Origin of the sequence: Acinetobacter sp. YH12100, assembly GCF_013419135.1 — a bacterium.
Classification (GTDB): Bacteria; Pseudomonadota; Gammaproteobacteria; order Pseudomonadales; family Moraxellaceae; genus Acinetobacter; species Acinetobacter pseudolwoffii.
Window position 1 is genome coordinate 1 of sequence record NZ_VPAQ01000029.1, and the last position, 18,371, is coordinate 18,371.

An 18,371-nucleotide genomic window follows, 5' to 3' on the forward strand; every position below is an offset into this window, starting at 1 on the left:
ATGAAGACGGCTTACGCCACCATCAAAGGTATTGAGGTGATGCGTGCACTACGCAAAGGCCAGGCCTCAGCATTTTATTATGGTGATCCCCTGGGCGAAATGCGCCTGGTAAGCAGAGTTTTTGAAACGTAAGGCCTTTGAATAAGACAAAAGGCTGCCTCATCGCTAACTTTGCAACAGTGCCGTTGCTCTCAGAGTTGTCGTAATTTGATGGACTATTGTCGTAATTGCTTATGGAGTTGTCGTAGTTGCTTGGAGAAATGTCGTAGTTGGATGGGGAGTAGTCATAGGGAAGACGAGCTTCATCCACTAAAACAATTGGCAGGTCAGCAAGTGCCTGCCCCGATGCCATCGCAAGTACGAGGCTTAGAACCACCTTCAACAGATCGCGCATAGTCTTCCCCAGCTCTCTAACGCTTGAGTTAAGCCGCGCCGCGAAGCGGCGTCGGCTTGAACGAATTGTTAGACATTATTTGCCGACTACCTTGGTGATCTCGCCTTTCACGTAGTGAACAAATTCTTCCAACTGATCTGCGCGCGAGGCCAAGCGATCTTCTTGTCCAAGATAAGCCTGCCTAGCTTCAAGTATGACGGGCTGATACTGGGCCGGCAGGCGCTCCATTGCCCAGTCGGCAGCGACATCCTTCGGCGCGATTTTGCCGGTTACTGCGCTGTACCAAATGCGGGACAACGTAAGCACTACATTTCGCTCATCGCCAGCCCAGTCGGGCGGCGAGTTCCATAGCGTTAAGGTTTCATTTAGCGCCTCAAATAGATCCTGTTCAGGAACCGGATCAAAGAGTTCCTCCGCCGCTGGACCTACCAAGGCAACGCTATGTTCTCTTGCTTTTGTCAGCAAGATAGCCAGATCAATGTCGATCGTGGCTGGCTCGAAGATACCTGCAAGAATGTCATTGCGCTGCCATTCTCCAAATTGCAGTTCGCGCTTAGCTGGATAACGCCACGGAATGATGTCGTCGTGCACAACAATGGTGACTTCTACAGCGCGGAGAATCTCGCTCTCTCCAGGGGAAGCCGAAGTTTCCAAAAGGTCGTTGATCAAAGCTCGCCGCGTTGTTTCATCAAGCCTTACGGTCACCGTAACCAGCAAATCAATATCACTGTGTGGCTTCAGGCCGCCATCCACTGCGGAGCCGTACAAATGTACGGCCAGCAACGTCGGTTCGAGATGGCGCTCGATGACGCCAACTACCTCTGATAGTTGAGTCGATACTTCGGCGATCACCGCTTCCCTCATGATGTTTAACTCCTGAATTAAGCCGCGCCGCGAAGCGGTGTCGGCTTGAATGAATTGTTAGGCGTCATCCTGTGCTCCCGAGAACCAGTACCAGTACATCGCTGTTTCGTTCGAGACTTGAGGTCTAGTTTTATACGTGAACAGGTCAATGCCGCCGAGAGTAAAGCCACATTTTGCGTACAAATTGCAGGCAGGTACATTGTTCGTTTGTGTCTCTAATCGTATGCCAAGGAGCTGTCTGCTTAGTGCCCACTTTTTCGCAAATTCGATGAGACTGTGCGCGACTCCTTTGCCTCGGTGCGTGTGCGACACAACAATGTGTTCGATAGAGGCTAGATCGTTCCATGTTGAGTTGAGTTCAATCTTCCCGACAAGCTCTTGGTCGATGAATGCGCCATAGCAAGCAGAGTCTTCATCAGAGTCATCATCCGAGATGTAATCCTTCCGGTAGGGGCTCACACTTCTGGTAGATAGTTCAAAGCCTTGGTCGGATAGGTGCACATCGAACACTTCACGAACAATGAAATGGTTCTCAGCATCCAATGTTTCCGCCACCTGCTCAGGGATCACCGAAATCTTCATATGACGCCTAACGCCTGGCACAGCGGATCGCAAACCTGGCGCGGCTTTTGGTACAAAAGGCGTGACAGGTTTGCGAATCCGTTGCTGCCACTTGTTAACCCTTTTGCCAGATTTGGTAACTATAATTTATGTTAGAGGCGAAGTCTTGGGTAAAAACTGGCCTAAAATTGCTGGGGATTTCAGGAAAGTAAACATCACCTTCCGGCTCGATGTCTATTGTAGATATATGTAGTGTATCTACTTGATCGATCAGGCTTTTGTATATCTCCCCACCACCTGAAACAATGACATGATCCGTTATTTTCTTTAGGTTGGTTAAAGCATCTTTAATTGATGGAAAGATCAATACGTTCTCATTGTCAGATGTAAAACTTGAACGTGTTACGACCGCATACTTTCGGTTGGGTAATGCTCCCATTGATTCAAAAGTCTTGCGTCCAACCAACAGCCATTGGTTATAGGTAATAGCTTTAAACAGGAGCTGTTCACCTTTGGCACTCCATGGAATATCAGGGCCATTCCCGATAACTCCATTCTTCGATATAGCTACCATTAGTGATAGTTTCACAATTCTTCCTCAGAGGTTAACATTTTATTAGTAAGCATGCTCGTTTTGTCACCCGCTGATGCTTACCGTTAATTAATATAATCACTTGTATTAAATAGACTTTCTTTAAAAATACAAGACACTCTGTTATTACAAATCGTGCATGCCGTCTATCCTGCTTGCACGATGCACATTATCTCACCCAAAGAACTCATAACATTTTAATTTATTTAGCATTAAATTAAAACTCTACCGGTAAACAAGCATCTCTAGGCGTAAAAAACAGGCACTTTTTTAAATCCCAGCTAGAATAGGCTGTATAGGCAGACAGTTGCAAGACAAGGAGCGTTTTATGTCTAACAGTCCATTTTTAAATTCTATACGCACGGATATGCGACAAAAAGGTTATGCGCTGAAAACTGAAAAAACTTACCTGCACTGGATTAAGCGTTTTATTCTGTTTCACAAAAAACGTCATCCTCAGACCATGGGCAGTGAAGAGGTCAGGCTGTTTTTATCCAGCTTAGCAAACAGCAGACATGTAGCCATAAACACGCAGAAAATCGCTTTAAATGCCCTAGCTTTTTTGTACAACAGGTTTTTACAACAGCCGTTGGGCGATATTGATTATATCCCTGCAAGCAAGCCTAGACGGCTACCCTCTGTTATCTCTGCAAATGAAGTGCAACGCATTTTGCAGGTTATGGATACTCGCAACCAAGTTATTTTTACGCTGCTGTATGGTGCAGGTTTGCGCATTAATGAATGCTTGCGTTTGCGGGTTAAAGATTTTGATTTTGATAATGGCTGCATCACTGTGCATGACGGTAAGGGTGGGAAAAGCAGAAACAGCCTACTGCCCACGCGCCTAATCCCAGCAATAAAATAACTCATTGAGCAAGCGCGGCTTATTCAGCAAGACGACAACTTACAAGGCGTAGGGCCATCGCTGCCTTTTGCTTTAGATCACAAATACCCTTCTGCTTATCGACAAGCGGCGTGGATGTTTGTCTTTCCCTCCAGCACGCTCTGCAACCACCCGTATAACGGCAAATTATGCCGCCATCATCTGCATGACTCCGTTGCGCGAAAGGCATTGAAGGCAGCCGTACAAAAAGCAGGCATCGTTAGCAAGCGTGTCACTTGTCATACATTTCGTCACTCGTTTGCTACGCATCTATTACAAGCGGGGCGTGATATTCGCACTGTGCAAGAACTCTTAGGGCATAACGATGTTAAGACCACGCAAATCTATACGCATGTGTTGGGTCAGCATTTTGCCGGCACCACCAGTCCTGCGGATGGACTGATGCTACTTATCAATCAGTAAAAGTAGATAAATATCTTTATGTAGCCCTGAGTAGCCCCTGATACTTTTTATGGTGAAAAAGATAAACAATCATAGAGGGGATAAATATGAGCCAGTTCTACCATTGTTCAGATAAGTTTAAGCAAGATACTGTCAATCACAGTGACCATTCATGGTCATTACACTTCCTCCAGTTGCCAGACAATGCCTAACATAAAAACGCAAAAGCCCAAAAGTCAGAGCTTAGGTGTTCTAGGCGTTTTCTAAGCGCTGAAGAAATACGTCTTACCGTAGATTGCGTGCGTTTCTGAAGCACATTTTCCTTATACATGGCTTTATCCCAGGCAGCTTCATCAAGCTCTTGGAGTAACAAGCCAGTAATAATGCGACACTCTCGGGTTTGTAGCGAGCCGCTGGTGAGATCGGAGTTATAGCGGAAAGGGGTCATTTGTAATTATTTGTGGGTGGAGGATAGTTAACTTATTATTGTAGTTGGAAGAGGCTGCTTTCCAAACATTAGCACCTCGTAATGCTTGTTACTGTATATTAATTTATGCTCTTAGCGCATGTTAATGGGCTATTACAATGCATAATGTCCACATCAAGATAACTGTGGCTTAACACCTGTACAAGCGAAAAAAATCAATCACCTGTCCGGAAATACGGGATCACTGTAAAGTGTTGGTGAGGCAGTCTAGGAGGGGGATTTAATTTGGGATACTGATGAAAGGATTATGATCAGTTGGATATAGGATCGTACTAAGCTGAGCGGCAGGTTAGCTAGATTAGTTAACCAGATAAGTGAAATCTAGTTCCAAACTATTTTGTCATTTTTAATTTTCGTATTAGCTTACGACGCTACACCCAGTTCCCATCTATTTTGTCACTCTTCCCTAAATAATCCTTAAAAACTCCATTTCCACCCCTCCCAGTTCCCAACTATTTTGTCCGCCCACAGGCGTGGCGGCCAGGGCCGATGAACGCAAGAAGCTCGAACGGCTGTGCCGGTACATCAGCCGCCCGGCGGTATCCGAGAAGCGGCTGTCGTTAACACGAGGCGGCAACGTGCGCTACCAGCTCAAGACGCCGTACCGGGACGGCACCACGCACGTCATTTTCGAACCATTGGATTTCATTGCAAGGCTGGCCGCCCTGGTACCGAAGCCCAGAGTCAACCTAACCCGCTTCCACGGGGTGTTCGCACCCAACAGTCGGCACCGGGCGTTGGTCACGCCGGCAAAACGGGGCAGGGGCAACAAGGTCAGGGTGGCTGATGAACCGGCAACACCAGCACAACGGCGAGCGTCGATGACATGGGCGCAACGGCTCAAGCGTGTTTTCAATATCGACATCGAGACCTGCAGCGGCTGCGGCGGCGCCATGAAAGTCATCGCCTGCATTGAAGACCCTATAGTGATCAAGCAGATCCTTGATCACCTGAAGCACAAAGCCGAAACCAGCGGGACCAGGGCGTTACCCGAAAGCCGGGCGCCACCGGCTGAGCTGCTCCTGGGTCTGTTTGACTGACGAGCCTGAAGGCCAACGATACCAATCAAAATGCTGCGTTCACAGCGCCGCGGCAGGGATCCGCCGTGCTGGTTGTCGGAAAAGGAGCCGCTAGTGGGAAAGAGGAGGGTAAATTTTCAGCGTTGCTGGCTCCCCGTCAGCCGGATTGGGTTGCATCGCAGGGGTGTCGAAAGAGTCAACTGCGGTCCAAAGCTGTTGGACTTGGGTGAAAAGGGCGTTTATTCTTCCTATACGTCGATCGATTGAATGAAGGACATATACAATCATTTCTCCGACATTTGGTTATGGAGCGAAAAGTTTCAATATCTTATCAAAACCAGGCAATCAATGCGATTAAGTTTTATTACGAACGTGTTTTGGGTGGACAACGGAAAACATATTTCATCGAAAGACCAAAAAAAGAAAAAACACTTCCTGTTGTGATGAGTGAAGAAGAAACCATTCGGGTACTACGCGCTATTGAAAACGTGAAACACAAGGCTATTCTGATGACTATTTATTCGGCAGGTTTGCGCATTTCTGAATGTATAAACCTGAAAATAAAAGACATTGACTCCAAGCGCATGCAAATTCGTATAGAACAGTCAAAAGGAAAAAGAGATCGTTATACCATTTTATCTGAGAAAACATTAATTATTTTAAGAACATACTTTATGGAATATAAACCAAAAGATTATTTATTTGAAGGTCAAAAAGGTGGCGCATACTCAAGCCGAAGTATTCAAAACATTTTTAAAGCAGCTGTTTTAAAAGCAAAGATTCAAAAGGAAGTTACTGTACATACCTTACGACATAGCTTTGCAACGCATTTGCTTGAGAATGGTACGAGTTTACGTTATATTCAATCGTTGTTAGGTCATTCAAGCAGTAAAACAACTGAGGTTTATACACATATTACCACCAAGGGAATGGAACAATTAAAAAGTCCGATGGATTTGTTAGATATATAGAAAGGATTTGTATATTTGAGCAAAACTTAACAAAAAGCACTATGAATATAAATCCTTTTGAGAGAGTAGAAACGAACGGTAAACGGTTGAAAACGGATTTGTCACTGATAATGAAAGGTTTAGCAAAATAAGATATAGTGGATATATACGCCATTTGGCGTATAGCCACTTGTTATGTGCCATTTTTGAATGACAATGCGAATAGATACAGACAAACAAATGAATTTACTTAGTGATAAGAACGTTGCAATAATTGGTGGTGGACCCGTTGGACTGACTATGGCAAAATTATTACAGCAAAACGGCATAGACGTTTCAGTTTACGAAAGAGACAACGACCGAGAGGCAAGAATTTTTGGTGGAACCCTTGACCTACACAAAGGTTCAGGTCAGGAAGCAATGAAAAAAGCGGGATTGTTACAAACTTATTATGACTTAGCCTTACCAATGGGTGTAAATATTGCTGATGAAAAAGGCAATATTTTATCCACAAAAAATGTAAAGCCCGAAAATCGATTTGACAATCCTGAAATAAACAGAAATGACTTAAGGGCTATCTTGTTGAATAGTTTAGAAAACGACACGGTTATTTGGGATAGAAAACTTGTTATGCTTGAACCTGGTAAGAAGAAGTGGACACTAACTTTTGAGAATAAACCGAGTGAAACAGCAGATTTGGTTATTCTTGCCAATGGTGGAATGTCGAAAATAAGGAGCTTTGTTACCGACACGCAAGTTGAAGAAACCGGTACTTTCAACATCCAAGCTGATATTCTTCAACCGGAAATAAACTGTCCCGGATTTTTTCAGCTATGCAACGGCAACCGATTAATGGCGGGACATCAGGGCATTTTATTGTTTGCCAATCCCAATAATAATGGTGCATTGTATTTAGGAATTAGTTTTAAAACGCCCGATGAATGGAAAAATAAAATTCCCTTAGATTTTCAGGACAGAAACAGCGTTGCCGATTTTTTATTGAAAAGATTTTCCAAATGGAGTGAAGTTTACAAACAATTAATACGTTCGGTATCAACATTTCAATGCTTGCCCACAAGGAAATTTCCTTTGAACAATGATTGGAAAAGTAACCGTCCATTACCCATAACAATGATTGGCGATGCTGCTCATTTGATGTCGCCTTTTGCAGGACAGGGTGTAAATACGGGATTATTGGATGCTTTGATATTGTCTGAAAACCTTACAAACGGAGAATTTACAAGTATTGAAAATGCCATCGAAAACTACGAACAACAAATGTTTGTTTATGCAAAAGATACGCAGGACGAATCGACAGAAAACGAAACCGAAATGTTTAGTCCCAATTTTTCGTTTCAAAAATTATTGAATCTATAAACAGTAAGAAAAAACGGCTACTAACAAGCAGTTTTGCAATAGTGGGGCAGAAGTGCAAAATTGAACTTGTGTGCTTCTATCAACTTTTGTACATTAGCTGCCAGTTTAAGATGGGTGCATTTGAGTATGCCCAAAGGAGCCCGCAAGTATGCGCAGGACGAAGCCAGTAGCCGCGCCGATGGTGGCGCGGGTCTATCTGCGCGTCAGCACCGACGCGCAGGACTTGGAACGCCAAGAGGCGATCACTACGGCCGCGAAGGCCGCCGGCTACTACGTCGCCGGCATCTACCGTGAGAAGGCATCCGGCGCACGCGCCGACCGGCCTGAGCTGCTGCGCATGATCGGCGACCTACAGCCCGGCGAGGTGGTCATTGCCGAGAAGATCGACCGCATCAGCCGCCTACCTTTGCCCGAGGCCGAGCGCCTGGTGGCCTCGATACAGGCCAAAGGCGCACGCCTGGCCGTCCCTGGCGTGGTCGATCTATCCGACCTGGCGGCCGAGGCCCAGGGCGTCGCCAAGATCGTGCTGGAAGCCGTGCAGATCATGCTTTTTCGCCTGGCCTTGCAGATGGCCCGCGACGACTACGAGGACAGGCGCGAACGCCAGCGCCAAGGCATTGAGTTGGCCCGCCAGGCCGGGCGGTACAAGGGCCGCCGTGCTGATCCGAAGCGCCGCGCCCAAGTTGTCGCGCTGCGCAAGTCCGGCTACAGCATCAACAAGACCGCCGAGCTGGCCGGGTACAGTGCGGCCCAGGTGAAACGGATATGGGCCGAGGTCAGCCAGGCCGAAGCGAAGCAGCACGGCGCGTTCGTGGAGGACGCATTGACGGAAGCCGATGCCCTGGCCGCTGTCGGCCAGGATGAGCGCCAGGAGGAAAGGGCATGAAGAAGCCGAACCAAGACGACGAGCCGTTTTTCATCACCGAGGAGATTGCGGCCGAAATGATCGCCGGCGGCTATGAGTTCGAGCTGCCGCCCATTCCTTGCACCATCCGCCTACGCGACGTGCTGGAGCGCATGACCGATGCTGAGCTAGCATTGCAGCCGGGCGAGATCGCCGACCAGGAGCGTGAACGCTGCCGGCGCAAGCCGTGTTCAACCTCATGATCTGGTCATGGTATTTTTCATGGCACTGAGCCTGATAGTTCTTGCAAATTGTTGTCACTAAAGGGTTTTGTGTGCTTGTTTACAATCGAGTGGGAGTGACGGGCACTGGCTGGCAATGTCTAGCAACGGCAGGCATTTCGGCTGAGGGTAAAAGAACTTTCCGCTAAGCGATAGACTGTATGTAAACACAGTATTGCAAGGACGCGGAACATGCCTCATGTGGCGGCCAGGACGGCCAGCCGGGATCGGGATACTGGTCGTTACCAGAGCCACCGACCCGAGCAAACCCTTCTCTATCAGATCGTTGACGAGTATTACCCGGCATTCGCTGCGCTTATGGCAGAGCAGGGAAAGGAATTGCCGGGCTATGTGCAACGGGAATTTGAAGAATTTCTCCAATGCGGGCGGCTGGAGCATGGCTTTCTACGGGTTCGCTGCGAGTCTTGCCACGCCGAGCACCTGGTCGCTTTCAGCTGTAAGCGTCGCGGTTTCTGCCCGAGCTGTGGGGCGCGGCGGATGGCCGAAAGTGCCGCCTTGCTGGTTGATGAAGTACTGCCTGAACAACCCATGCGTCAGTGGGTGTTGAGCTTCCCGTTTCAGCTGCGTTTCCTGTTTGCCAGCCGGCCCGAGATCATGGGGTGGGTGCTGGGCATCGTTTACCGCGTCATTGCCACGCACCTGGTCAAGAAAGCGGGCCATACCCACCAAGTGGCCAAGACGGGCGCGGTCACCCTGATCCAGCGTTTTGGATCGGCGCTCAATCTGAATGTTCACTTCCACATGCTGTTTCTCGACGGTGTGTATGTCGAGCAATCCCACGGCTCAGCGCGTTTCCGCTGGGTCAAGGCGCCGACCAGCCCAGAGCTCACCCAGCTGACGCACACCATCGCCCACCGGGTGGGTCGCTATCTGGAACGGCAAGGCCTGCTGGAACGGGATGTCGAAAACAGCTATCTGGCCTCGGATGCGGTGGATGACGACCCGATGACACCCCTGCTGGGGCACTCGATCACTTACCGTATCGCTGTCGGTTCACAGGCGGGGCGAAAGGTGTTCACTTTGCAAACTCTGCCGACCAGTGGTGATCCGTTCGGTGACGGGATTGGCAAGGTAGCCGGGTCCAGCCTGCACGCCGGCGTGGCGGCCAGGGCCGATGAACGCAAGAAGCTCGAACGGCTGTGCCGGTACATCAGCCGCCCGGCGGTATCCGAGAAGCGGCTGTCGTTAACACGAGGCGGCAACGTGCGCTACCAGCTCAAGACGCCGTACCGGGACGGCACCACGCACGTCATTTTCGAACCATTGGATTTCATTGCAAGGCTGGCCGCCCTGGTACCGAAGCCCAGAGTCAACCTAACCCGCTTCCACGGGGTGTTCGCACCCAACAGTCGGCACCGGGCGTTGGTCACGCCGGCAAAACGGGGCAGGGGCAACAAGGTCAGGGTGGCTGATGAACCGGCAACACCAGCACAACGGCGAGCGTCGATGACATGGGCGCAACGGCTCAAGCGTGTTTTCAATATCGACATCGAGACCTGCAGCGGCTGCGGCGGCGCCATGAAAGTCATCGCCTGCATTGAAGACCCTATAGTGATCAAGCAGATCCTTGATCACCTGAAGCACAAAGCCGAAACCAGCGGGACCAGGGCGTTACCCGAAAGCCGGGCGCCACCGGCTGAGCTGCTCCTGGGTCTGTTTGACTGACGAGCCTGAAGGCCAACGATACCAATCAAAATGCTGCGTTCACAGCGCCGCGGCAGGGATCCGCCGTGCTGGTTGTCGGAAAAGGAGCCGCTAGTGGGAAAGAGGAGGGTAAATTTTCAGCGTTGCTGGCTCCCCGTCAGCCGGATTGGGTTGCATCGCAGGGGTGTCGAAAGAGTCAACTGCGGTCCAAAGCTGTTGGACTTGGGTGAAAAGGGCGTTTATTCTTCCTATACGTGAACCGCATCCTACGGAATGAGTAACCCTTGCCCTATTGTGAGTAGAACGTCGTATAATTCAAACGAAAGCAGTTAATAGGTATGAAATATCACAGCACAAAAGAGCGACAGGACATGTTTAGATGATGTTATTATAAAATAATAACATCATGGATGAATAAAAAATAATTTTCTATCTTTACAACTATGTTATACTTCTATGATAAGGCTATGATGGCAAAGCCTTGGTTTTCCTAATCAAATAGTCGCCGAGATGGCTTCAATGCGACAGTAGGTCTACTGTCTCACAATTAATTCATGTATCAGATTTTTGTTCCCTGATGGGAAGTGTTATCCATACGAAAAGAATATGGGTAAAGTGTTACACCTGTATATGACATTCAGAATGTCCTGTCGGGGGAACTGGTACCAATTTAATAAAAGAAAACAGTATAGAAATGACAATCGAAGATATGCAAACATTAGCCCTAGAGCATGGGCTGAGAATTTCGGAAGAGATGAGCGTCAATGAGATGGGCATCGACTTTAGAGTTGCCTTTGTAAAGGAAGTAAACGGTGAGAACTGGGTACTCCGTATACCTCGAAGAAGCGATATGCTTGAACAAATCGAAAATGAAAGTAGAATATTGGATTTAGCCAAAAGAAACCTGTCGATCAATGTCCCTGATTGGAAAATTGTATCGGAGCGCCTAATAGCCTACCCTTTACTGGAGGATGCGCCTGCTCTGACATTCGATGCGATAACACATGAGGTTTCTTGGAACATAGATCGCGATAGCATAGCTTATGTGGAGTCTCTGGCAAAATCATTGGCCGAATTACATCGTATTACAGCTGACGATGTGAGAAAGAGCAACTTGAAAATAATGACTCCAAGTGAATTGAGGACCGAAATAGCTGACCGTATCCACTTGGTGAAATCTGAGATAGGTATCAGCGAGCCGTTGGAAAACAGATACCGTAGATGGTTGGACAATGACCCTTTGTGGCCTGAATTCACTTGTTTCATCCATGGCGATCTCTATGCAGGGCATGTCTTAACCTCGAAGGAAGGTAAGACCTCTGGTATCATAGATTGGTCTACTGCGCATATGGGTGATCCTGCACTGGACTTTTCTGGTCACGTATCGGTTTTTGGAGAGGATAGCCTGAAGAGTTTGATAACGGAGTATGCTAAACAAGGCGGAACGATATGGGATAGGCTCTACGAACAATCTATAGAGAGGGCTGCTGCAGCTCCATTAGCATATGGCGCTTTTGCGGTAGAGTGCAACGACGATAATCATATCAATGCCGCCAGAGCAGCCTTAGGTATTGTTCAATAAAATGATGTGAGGATACTTTTTTAAATGCTAAAATAGGAGTTCGATTGGTGCCACTTAAGAGTATCATTGATTTCTATTTTAGCCAGTATCCTCCACTTTTAGGAGCTCCTCGAAACTCGATTTTATGATCATCTCTTAAGATTTTGAGCCACCGCTCTACTATCTTGACAGGAACTAATAGCTCGTTTACTAAAAATGGTGCACGCTTTCCTGGATTAGTTCTTATCTGATTAAATAGTAGATTTACTCCCTCACTTACTCCCTCATTAGATTCGAAAAGTAGCTTTGATGAGACAATAACTCGAAAACCGTGCTGGAAATTTTCAAAGACAGGGGGACGCAGACCATAGGATGCGAAGCCTTCTTGGATTCGTTTGATGCCTGACCCATATTTTTCAATAAAATGCGCTTCTTTGAACGTGGCAGATATCCTTTTATTGCGCGCCCATGGCGAGTAATCTTCACGAAGAAGCTGATCAATCGTTAAGTTATCAGCTAAACCACCTGGATTGAAAAACTCTATGGAATTGTAATACACCCTGATTATGGAATCGGCAAATTAATTTGGACTTGGGTGAAAAGGGCGTTTATTCTTCCTATTACGTTGTCGGCAGCGGGCCAAAAAGGAATACGTCCATGCCCATCGAGGTGAAACCGGCTGTGAGCGCGGGTTCAAGCATATAGCCCGACAGGCGCGTATCCTTGCCGATCACGACACGATGGCGGTGGTCACCGCGACGAAAGACACGGCCAGCCGCCATGCCGACGCGCAAGGCGGTTTCCGCCGTCATCGCGCCTTCGTTGGCTTTGCCACGAATACCGTCTGTGCCGAAATATTTGCGCACCATAAGGTCGATTATCCTGTCGTCGGGTCGCCCTCAAAGGGGACATGCCTGCTGAACCGCGAATATAGAGAAATATCCCGAATGTGCAGTTAACGAATTCTTGCGGTTTCTTTCAGCGCCGCCAATACCGCCAGCCCGTCGCGCAAGGGGCGCGGCTCGTGTGTGCGGATGAAGTCAGCTCCACCTGCGGCGGCGGCAAGCTCTGCAGCGAGTGTCGCGGCCCCGACATCCCCCGGACCACGGCCTGTGAGCGCGCGCAGAAAGGATTTGCGCGAAACAGACAGAAGCACCGGCAAATCGAAGCGCAGCCGCAATTCATCGAACCGCGCCAGCACCGAGAGCGAGGTTTCGGGAGCAGCCCCCAGAAAAAACCCCATGCCGGGATCAAGGACAAGGCGGTTGCGTTTGATACCGGCACCCGTCAGCGCCGCGATGCGCGCGTCAAAGAACGCCGCAATGTGATCCATGATGTCGCCAGCGGGTGCCTCGCGCCGATCTGCCTGCCCGTCTTGCACCGAATGCATAACGACGAGTTTGGCAGATGATTTCGCCAATTGCGGATAGAACGCAGCGTCTGGAAAACCGCGAATATCATTGAGATAGGCCACACCACGCGACAAGGCATAGGCTTGCGTCGCGGGTTGATAACTGTCGAGCGAGACGGGAATGCCATCTGCCTTGAGCGCGTCCAGCACCGGCGCGATACGCGCGATTTCTGTGTCGGACGAAACAGGCGCGGCGTCGGGATTGCTGGATGCCGGACCGAGGTCGATCACATCTGCCCCCTCGGCCATCAGCTTACGCGCCTGCGCAATGGCTGCGTCTGGCGCCAGATACCGGCCTCCATCGGAGAAACTGTCCGAGGTTATGTTGACGATGCCGAAAATGATGAGCGATTTATTCATGGGGGCTTCTATAATAATCTCTGTACACGACAAAAATAGATAACTCATTGAAATAATGTCACAATAATTGTTTTCTAACGACGAATACTATGACACATCTCAATGAGTTATATCTTATCTTAAACAAATCTCTAAAATGGAACAAGTCACATTTAAAGTGCTTTGCGCTCATCATGCTTGTGATTATTTTAAAGCAAACATGTAATCTTTCTTCTGCATCTAAAGCCTTGCCCATCAAGTGTTTACCACAATCATTTTATCGACGTATGCAGCGCTTCTTTGCAGGTCAGTATTTTGATTATCGTCAAATTTCTCAGTTGATTTTCAATATGTTTTCATTCGACCAAGTGCAACTGACTTTAGATAGAACCAATTGGAAATGGGGAAAACGAAATATTAATATCCTGATGCTCGCAATCGTTTATCGTGGAATAGCGATACCTATCCTTTGGACATTGCTTAATAAACGTGGAAATTCAGATACGAAAGAGCGTATTGCTTTGATTCAACGCTTTATAGCCATTTTTGGTAAAGACCGTATTGTGAATGTGTTCGCAGACAGAGAGTTTATCGGTGAGCAGTGGTTTACATGGTTAATTGAACAAGACATCAACTTCTGCATTCGTGTTAAAAAAACTTCATTGTCACCAATCATTTAGGAAAGAATCATAAAATTAGTGATTTATTTCGCCATCTTAAAGTTGGTCAAATTGAATGTCGTAAACGACGGATTTTGGTTGGTCGGGTGAAACTATATATAAGTGCACTACAGTTAGAAAATGGAGAGCTTTTACTCGTCGTTTCTCCTCAGTTTAATGCCAATGCTATTCAGGATTATGCATTACGCTGGGAAATTGAAACCTTATTCAGTTGTCTCAAAGGACGCGGGTTTAATCTTGAAAATACGCGCTTGACAGACCCTAGACGAGTGAAAAAATTGATTGCGGTGTTAGCTATAAGCTTCTGTTGGTGTTACTTAACGGGTGAATGGCAACATAATCAAAAAAAAGCGATAAAAATAAAGAAGCATGGACGACTCTCAATGAGTTTATTTCGCTATGGTTTAGACTATGTTCAAATGGCGATTCAGCGTTTAATTGGTTTTGGGAAAAAAGAAGAGTTTAAGGAAATTTTGGCAATTTTAAGAAAGCAGAATCCTGATAGGATAAGGGTTCTGTGAAATTTGTCGTGTACAGAGTATAATAATAATAATCGAGCATGAGTCTCATACGGATGCTCGGGTCGAAAGGGAATCCCCAGGCGAGTAACCTGTTTGCGGTGATCCATTAGCTGCAGGAGCAGAAGAGCATACATCTGGAAGCAAAGCCAGGAAAGCGGCCTATGGAGCTGTGCGGCAGCGCTCAGTAGGCAATTTTTCAAAATATTGTTAAGCCTTTTCTGAGCATGGTATTTTTCATGGTATTACCAATTAGCAGGAAAATAAGCCATTGAATATAAAAGATAAAAATGTCTTGTTTACAATAAAGTGGGAGTAGTAATTTCGTTACTTTGTTTAGAATTTCTTCAGAAATATTTCTTAATAAATCGTGTTTTTCAACAAGCGTAAAATTACTTTCTAAAATCTCTTGTTGTTTAGCTCGAGTTTGGGTATAAGCCCCATAATAAAATTGACGAGGATCTTTAAGCACGTACCAATCTTTCATTTGGATTACAGTACGGCCCTTATCGTAAAGATCAAATTCAGGCTGCCATAAAGGTTTGTAATGAAAATTAATTTCTTCCTGAATATCGTAGGTCGCTTCTTGATAACGTGAAGCTGGTTTATCACCAAATCTTTTTTCAATATAAGCATAAGTATTTCTTAAAGGCTTAACTGAAGATGTTTTAATATCAATTTGCATATAAATCTTCCTGATTTTTTAATAAAGACTAGAGTTTTTATTCTCTAATACCGGCCTGTCCAAATCGCCACTTCATGCGGTCATATTCAATCTTTGCAAAATCATCCGTACTTAGGTGCTGTACTTGATGGTGTGCGCAGAATTCTTCAAAAGCCTTGACTGGCATAATCATTTCTACAGCTAACTCTGGATCACCTATCGAAAATTCAAATTCGATATATTTGTCACGCTGAGTCCCTGTAACATGAATAAAGCAAGGAGGCTGTTCTACATTGAGTTGCTGCATACCAAAATCCTCATATTCTCCATAAGATTATTGCAACTTGCATGCCAATTTTATTTATTATTATTTTTCAAATATTTATGATTTTCTCTTTTTTATTTCATACAATGTTCTTTATCAAATTGGGGTCGTTTGCGGGAGAGGGCGAAATCCTACGCTAAGGCTTTGGCCAACGATATTCTCCGGTAAGATTGATGTGTTCCCAGGGGATAGGAGAAGTCGCTTGATATCTAGTATGACGTCTGTCGCACCTGCTTGATCGCGGCCGCGATAGCTAGATCGCGTTGCTCCTCTTCTCCATCCGCGTTCCAAGCTGCGGAAAGGCACCCATAAGCGTACGCCTGGTCGAGCAGGCGACGCGGATCGACGTCCAGCGCACGAGAGAATGCGTCCGCCATCTGTGCAATGCGTCTAGGATCGAGACAAAGGTCGTCTCTGTCAGCCGGATCGTAGAACATATTGGCGGCGCCAAAGCCCACTTCACCGACCAGACCGACGGGATCTATCACCAGCCAGCCGCGACTGGAGAACATGATGTTTTCATGATGCAGATCGCCATGTAGCCCACGCAGTTCCGAGGCATTGCTCATCATTTGATCGGCTATAATCGCCGCGTGGACGTAGTCAGTTTGACAACCTGCGTTTTGATCATCGCGCGCCCGCTGAAACAAAGCTGCAAAGCGATCCCGGATCGGGAGAAGGGCAGAAGGCAGGGGTTCCTCAGATGCGGCATACAGCTTCGCCATTAGTTCCGCTGCAATTTCGGTCGCCTGGTAGTCGCCGTGCTCGGCAACGATGTGAGAGAGCATTCGCTCCCCGGCATATTCGAGCAACATCAGATTGTTCTCACGACCGAGCAACCGGACTGCTCCCCTCCCATTGCGCCATACCAGATAGTCGGCCCCGCGCAGTTCATCAGCAATGTCTTCTATAGGTTTCAATCCCTTGACGATTGCAGGAGTCCCGTCTGGCAATGAAACTTTCCAAACGAGGCTGGAAAAGGTGTCCGCAATGAGAACAGGTTGCGAAACGTGCCAATGAGCAGGAAAAACAGGCGGCATGAACATCAACCCCAAGTCAGAGGGTCCAATCGCAGATAGAAGGCAAGGCGTTCGCGGTCGGGGGCTTCGATCCCCAATACATTGAATAGGACAGCGAAGGCGCGCTCTGCTTCATCTGGCGCTGCCCAGTTCTCTTCGGCGTTAGCAATCATGAGTGCCAAATCGGCATAGCGATCTGCTGTTCCGAGCCGCCCAAGGTCGATCAGACCCGTGCATTGAAGAGTTTTAGGGTCCACCATGAAGTTCGGCATGCAGGGATCACCATGGCAAACAACCATATCGGTGCGCTCTTGGTCGAGCCGCACCGGTAGCTCTCGTTCGACACGAGCCAAAAGATCGAGCTGCGGCGTACTCTTGTCCTCGTCCGGTAAGAAGTCGGGATTGACGGCATTGCGGGACACCACATCAACGGCGCGTCCGAACATTCGCGACAGCCTGCGCTCAAACGGACATTGATCAACCGATAGGCTGTGAACAGCGCCAAGTTGCTGCCCCATTGACGGCCACGCTTTGAGCAAATCCGCTCCAGACAGATCAGCCGCCGGTACTCCCGGAATTGCCGTTATCACCAAGCATGCACCCTCCTGTTCCTCCTGCCAGTTGATCACCTCGGGGCAAGCCACACCTCGACCTTTGAGCCAAATGAGGCGGTCACGCTCTCCAGCGAGCTCACCGCGGCGGGAAGCAGGTGCGATTTTCGCGAAGGCATGCCCGTCACCACGTCGAAAAACAAAATCACCAGATTCTCCGCCTCTGACAGGCAACCAGTCAGAATGCGATTCACCAAAAAAAATATTAGTTCGATTCAATGGAGGTTCCTTCAGTTTTCTGATGAAGCGCGGAGGTGAGAGGTGGTCCCACTTGTTTGAACAACTAAAAGCTTATTTATAAGTGATACTCTGCTCTAGTTAAGCTACCTTATTTTGTTGTGGTAGCTGGTCATAGTAAAACTCATCTGGAGTCATTTTGTCCAGACTCGAATGAGGTCGTTTCAAATTATAAAATTCAAAATATGCGTTTAATTGCTTCTTCGCATCCAAAACATTGCTGTAGGCTTTGAGATACACCTCTTCATATTTAACGCTCCGCCATAATCGTTCAACCATCACATTATCAACCCATCGACCTTTACCATCCATACTGATTTGAATGCCATTTGATTTCAATACATCAATAAATGCATCACTGGTAAACTGACTGCCTTGGTCTGTATTAAAGACTTCAGGTCGGCCATATTTTTCAATAGCTTCATTTAATGTTTCTATGCAAAATGTAACCTCCATACTAATCGATACTCTATGCGCAAGTACCTTGCGGCTATGCCAATCAATCACAGCACATAAATAAACAAAGCCTTTTGCCATAGGGATATACGTTATATCCGTAGACCACACTTGATTACTGCGCTGAATAGCCAATCCTTTGAGCAGATATGGATATTTACGGTGAGCTTGATTGGCCTGACTTAGATTTGGTTTACGATATAACGCATTAATGCCCATTTTCTTCATTAA

Annotated in this window: 18 protein-coding genes and 4 pseudogenes; 10 read left to right on the forward strand and 12 right to left on the reverse strand. The window is 47.3% G+C overall.

From position 1 onward, the window contains the following. Positions 1 to 132: pseudogene (locus tag FTU40_RS14270) on the forward strand (IS6 family transposase); the annotation flags it as partial. Positions 133 to 422: 290 nt separating this feature from the next. Here FTU40_RS14270 and aadA1 read toward each other — a convergent pair. The 3 genes and pseudogenes from aadA1 to dfrA1 form a co-directional block, all read right to left on the reverse strand. Then, positions 423 to 1,258: pseudogene (gene aadA1 / locus FTU40_RS14280) on the reverse strand (ANT(3'')-Ia family aminoglycoside nucleotidyltransferase AadA1). Between the two features lie 57 nt (positions 1,259 to 1,315). Next, a complete protein-coding gene (sat2, locus tag FTU40_RS14285; RefSeq protein WP_000704156.1) occupies positions 1,316 to 1,840 on the reverse strand; it encodes a streptothricin N-acetyltransferase Sat2 in 525 nt (174 codons plus the stop codon). Positions 1,841 to 1,934: 94 nt separating this feature from the next. Then, on the reverse strand, positions 1,935 to 2,408 hold the full coding sequence (gene dfrA1 / locus FTU40_RS14290; protein WP_000777554.1) for a trimethoprim-resistant dihydrofolate reductase DfrA1: 474 nt from the start codon (positions 2,406 to 2,408) through the stop codon (positions 1,935 to 1,937). A 331-nt stretch (positions 2,409 to 2,739) separates the two neighbouring features. On the opposite strand from dfrA1, the pseudogene intI2 reads away from it, so the two are divergent. Further along, positions 2,740 to 3,717: pseudogene (intI2, locus tag FTU40_RS15300) on the forward strand (class 2 integron integrase IntI2). Between the two features lie 187 nt (positions 3,718 to 3,904). Here the strand turns inward: intI2 and FTU40_RS14305 are convergent. Further along, positions 3,905 to 4,144, reverse strand: a complete 240-nt coding sequence (locus FTU40_RS14305; protein WP_001353740.1) for a BrxA family protein — start codon at positions 4,142 to 4,144, stop codon at positions 3,905 to 3,907. A 509-nt stretch (positions 4,145 to 4,653) separates the two neighbouring features. Here FTU40_RS14305 and FTU40_RS14310 point away from each other — a divergent pair. The 7 genes and pseudogenes from FTU40_RS14310 to mph form a co-directional block, all read left to right on the forward strand. Continuing rightward, positions 4,654 to 5,223 (forward strand): annotated as a pseudogene (locus FTU40_RS14310) (transposase); the annotation flags it as partial. Between the two features lie 284 nt (positions 5,224 to 5,507). Then, on the forward strand, positions 5,508 to 6,173 hold the full coding sequence (locus FTU40_RS14320; RefSeq protein ID WP_015060916.1) for a tyrosine-type recombinase/integrase: 666 nt from the start codon (positions 5,508 to 5,510) through the stop codon (positions 6,171 to 6,173). A gap of 189 nt (positions 6,174 to 6,362) precedes the next feature. Next, positions 6,363 to 7,529 (forward strand): tetracycline-inactivating monooxygenase Tet(X3), encoded by a 1,167-nt coding sequence (locus FTU40_RS14325; protein WP_024160783.1) that lies wholly within the window; start codon positions 6,363 to 6,365, stop codon positions 7,527 to 7,529. Between the two features lie 148 nt (positions 7,530 to 7,677). Beyond that, the gene (locus FTU40_RS14330) at positions 7,678 to 8,415 is read left to right on the forward strand and encodes a recombinase family protein (protein WP_001366550.1); all 738 of its coding nucleotides are present in this window, start codon (positions 7,678 to 7,680) and stop codon (positions 8,413 to 8,415) included. Then, positions 8,412 to 8,636, forward strand: a complete 225-nt coding sequence (locus FTU40_RS14335; protein WP_000743213.1) for a hypothetical protein — start codon at positions 8,412 to 8,414, stop codon at positions 8,634 to 8,636. Before FTU40_RS14330 ends, FTU40_RS14335 begins: the two co-directional genes overlap by 4 nt. A 210-nt stretch (positions 8,637 to 8,846) precedes the next feature. Continuing rightward, positions 8,847 to 10,340 carry an IS91-like element ISVsa3 family transposase gene (locus tag FTU40_RS14340; RefSeq protein WP_001120888.1) on the forward strand — a complete coding sequence of 498 codons (1,494 nt, stop codon included), beginning with the start codon at positions 8,847 to 8,849 and terminating at the stop codon, positions 10,338 to 10,340. Between the two features lie 673 nt (positions 10,341 to 11,013). Further along, positions 11,014 to 11,901, forward strand: a complete 888-nt coding sequence (gene mph / locus FTU40_RS14350; protein ID WP_071830579.1) for an Mph(E)/Mph(G) family macrolide 2'-phosphotransferase — start codon at positions 11,014 to 11,016, stop codon at positions 11,899 to 11,901. A 73-nt stretch (positions 11,902 to 11,974) separates the two neighbouring features. Here the strand turns inward: mph and FTU40_RS14355 are convergent, their stop codons facing one another. The 3 genes from FTU40_RS14355 to sul2 all read right to left on the reverse strand — a co-directional run bounded on the left by FTU40_RS14355 (position 11,975) and on the right by sul2 (position 13,651). Next, the gene (locus tag FTU40_RS14355) at positions 11,975 to 12,439 is read right to left on the reverse strand and encodes an ATP-binding protein (protein ID WP_071830580.1); all 465 of its coding nucleotides are present in this window, start codon (positions 12,437 to 12,439) and stop codon (positions 11,975 to 11,977) included. 61 nt (positions 12,440 to 12,500) lie between these two features. Further along, complete coding sequence (locus FTU40_RS14360; protein WP_071830581.1) at positions 12,501 to 12,749, reverse strand: phosphoglucosamine mutase; 249 nt, start codon at positions 12,747 to 12,749, stop codon at positions 12,501 to 12,503. Between the two features lie 86 nt (positions 12,750 to 12,835). Then, positions 12,836 to 13,651, reverse strand: coding sequence for a sulfonamide-resistant dihydropteroate synthase Sul2 (gene sul2, locus FTU40_RS14365; RefSeq protein WP_001043260.1), 816 nt, complete (start codon positions 13,649 to 13,651; stop codon positions 12,836 to 12,838). An 89-nt stretch (positions 13,652 to 13,740) separates the two neighbouring features. Between sul2 and FTU40_RS14370 the strand changes: the two genes are divergently transcribed. Then, positions 13,741 to 14,831 (forward strand): IS4-like element ISAba1 family transposase gene (locus tag FTU40_RS14370; protein WP_085940648.1). Its coding sequence is split into 2 segments (ribosomal slippage): positions 13,741 to 14,281 and positions 14,281 to 14,831, totalling 1,092 coding nucleotides; the frame shifts between segments, so codons are not numbered across the junction. A gap of 196 nt (positions 14,832 to 15,027) precedes the next feature. Here FTU40_RS14370 and FTU40_RS14375 read toward each other — a convergent pair. From FTU40_RS14375 to FTU40_RS14395, 5 genes are all read right to left on the reverse strand, one after another. Beyond that, on the reverse strand, positions 15,028 to 15,513 hold the full coding sequence (locus FTU40_RS14375) for a hypothetical protein (protein WP_006581703.1): 486 nt from the start codon (positions 15,511 to 15,513) through the stop codon (positions 15,028 to 15,030). A 37-nt stretch (positions 15,514 to 15,550) separates the two neighbouring features. Next, positions 15,551 to 15,799 (reverse strand): phenol hydroxylase subunit, encoded by a 249-nt coding sequence (locus tag FTU40_RS14380; RefSeq protein ID WP_006581702.1) that lies wholly within the window; start codon positions 15,797 to 15,799, stop codon positions 15,551 to 15,553. Between the two features lie 227 nt (positions 15,800 to 16,026). Next, positions 16,027 to 16,863 (reverse strand): aminoglycoside O-phosphotransferase APH(6)-Id, encoded by an 837-nt coding sequence (locus FTU40_RS14385; protein ID WP_000480968.1) that lies wholly within the window; start codon positions 16,861 to 16,863, stop codon positions 16,027 to 16,029. Then, positions 16,863 to 17,666, reverse strand: a complete 804-nt coding sequence (gene aph(3'')-Ib, locus FTU40_RS14390; RefSeq protein ID WP_001082319.1) for an aminoglycoside O-phosphotransferase APH(3'')-Ib — start codon at positions 17,664 to 17,666, stop codon at positions 16,863 to 16,865. Before aph(3'')-Ib ends, FTU40_RS14385 begins: the two co-directional genes overlap by 1 nt. 99 nt (positions 17,667 to 17,765) lie before the next feature. Continuing rightward, on the reverse strand, positions 17,766 to 18,371 hold a 606-nt coding region (locus tag FTU40_RS14395), incomplete at its 5' end, for an IS3 family transposase (RefSeq protein WP_117008159.1).

Bases quoted from the DNA above. Each gene is read 5' to 3' on its own strand.
- sat2 (WP_000704156.1), bottom strand. From the start codon at position 1,840: ATGAAGATTTCGGTGATCCCTGAGCAGGTGGCGGAAACATTGGATGCT.
- FTU40_RS14305 (WP_001353740.1), bottom strand. From the start codon at position 4,144: ATGACCCCTTTCCGCTATAACTCCGATCTCACCAGCGGCTCGCTACAA.
- FTU40_RS14320 (WP_015060916.1), top strand. From the start codon at position 5,508: ATGGAGCGAAAAGTTTCAATATCTTATCAAAACCAGGCAATCAATGCG.
- FTU40_RS14325 (WP_024160783.1), top strand. From the start codon at position 6,363: ATGACAATGCGAATAGATACAGACAAACAAATGAATTTACTTAGTGAT.
- FTU40_RS14330 (WP_001366550.1), top strand. From the start codon at position 7,678: ATGCGCAGGACGAAGCCAGTAGCCGCGCCGATGGTGGCGCGGGTCTAT.
- FTU40_RS14335 (WP_000743213.1), top strand. From the start codon at position 8,412: ATGAAGAAGCCGAACCAAGACGACGAGCCGTTTTTCATCACCGAGGAG.
- FTU40_RS14340 (WP_001120888.1), top strand. From the start codon at position 8,847: ATGCCTCATGTGGCGGCCAGGACGGCCAGCCGGGATCGGGATACTGGT.
- mph (WP_071830579.1), top strand. From the start codon at position 11,014: ATGACAATCGAAGATATGCAAACATTAGCCCTAGAGCATGGGCTGAGA.
- FTU40_RS14360 (WP_071830581.1), bottom strand. From the start codon at position 12,749: ATGGTGCGCAAATATTTCGGCACAGACGGTATTCGTGGCAAAGCCAAC.
- sul2 (WP_001043260.1), bottom strand. From the start codon at position 13,651: ATGAATAAATCGCTCATCATTTTCGGCATCGTCAACATAACCTCGGAC.
- FTU40_RS14375 (WP_006581703.1), bottom strand. From the start codon at position 15,513: ATGCAAATTGATATTAAAACATCTTCAGTTAAGCCTTTAAGAAATACT.
- FTU40_RS14380 (WP_006581702.1), bottom strand. From the start codon at position 15,799: ATGCAGCAACTCAATGTAGAACAGCCTCCTTGCTTTATTCATGTTACA.
- FTU40_RS14385 (WP_000480968.1), bottom strand. From the start codon at position 16,863: ATGTTCATGCCGCCTGTTTTTCCTGCTCATTGGCACGTTTCGCAACCT.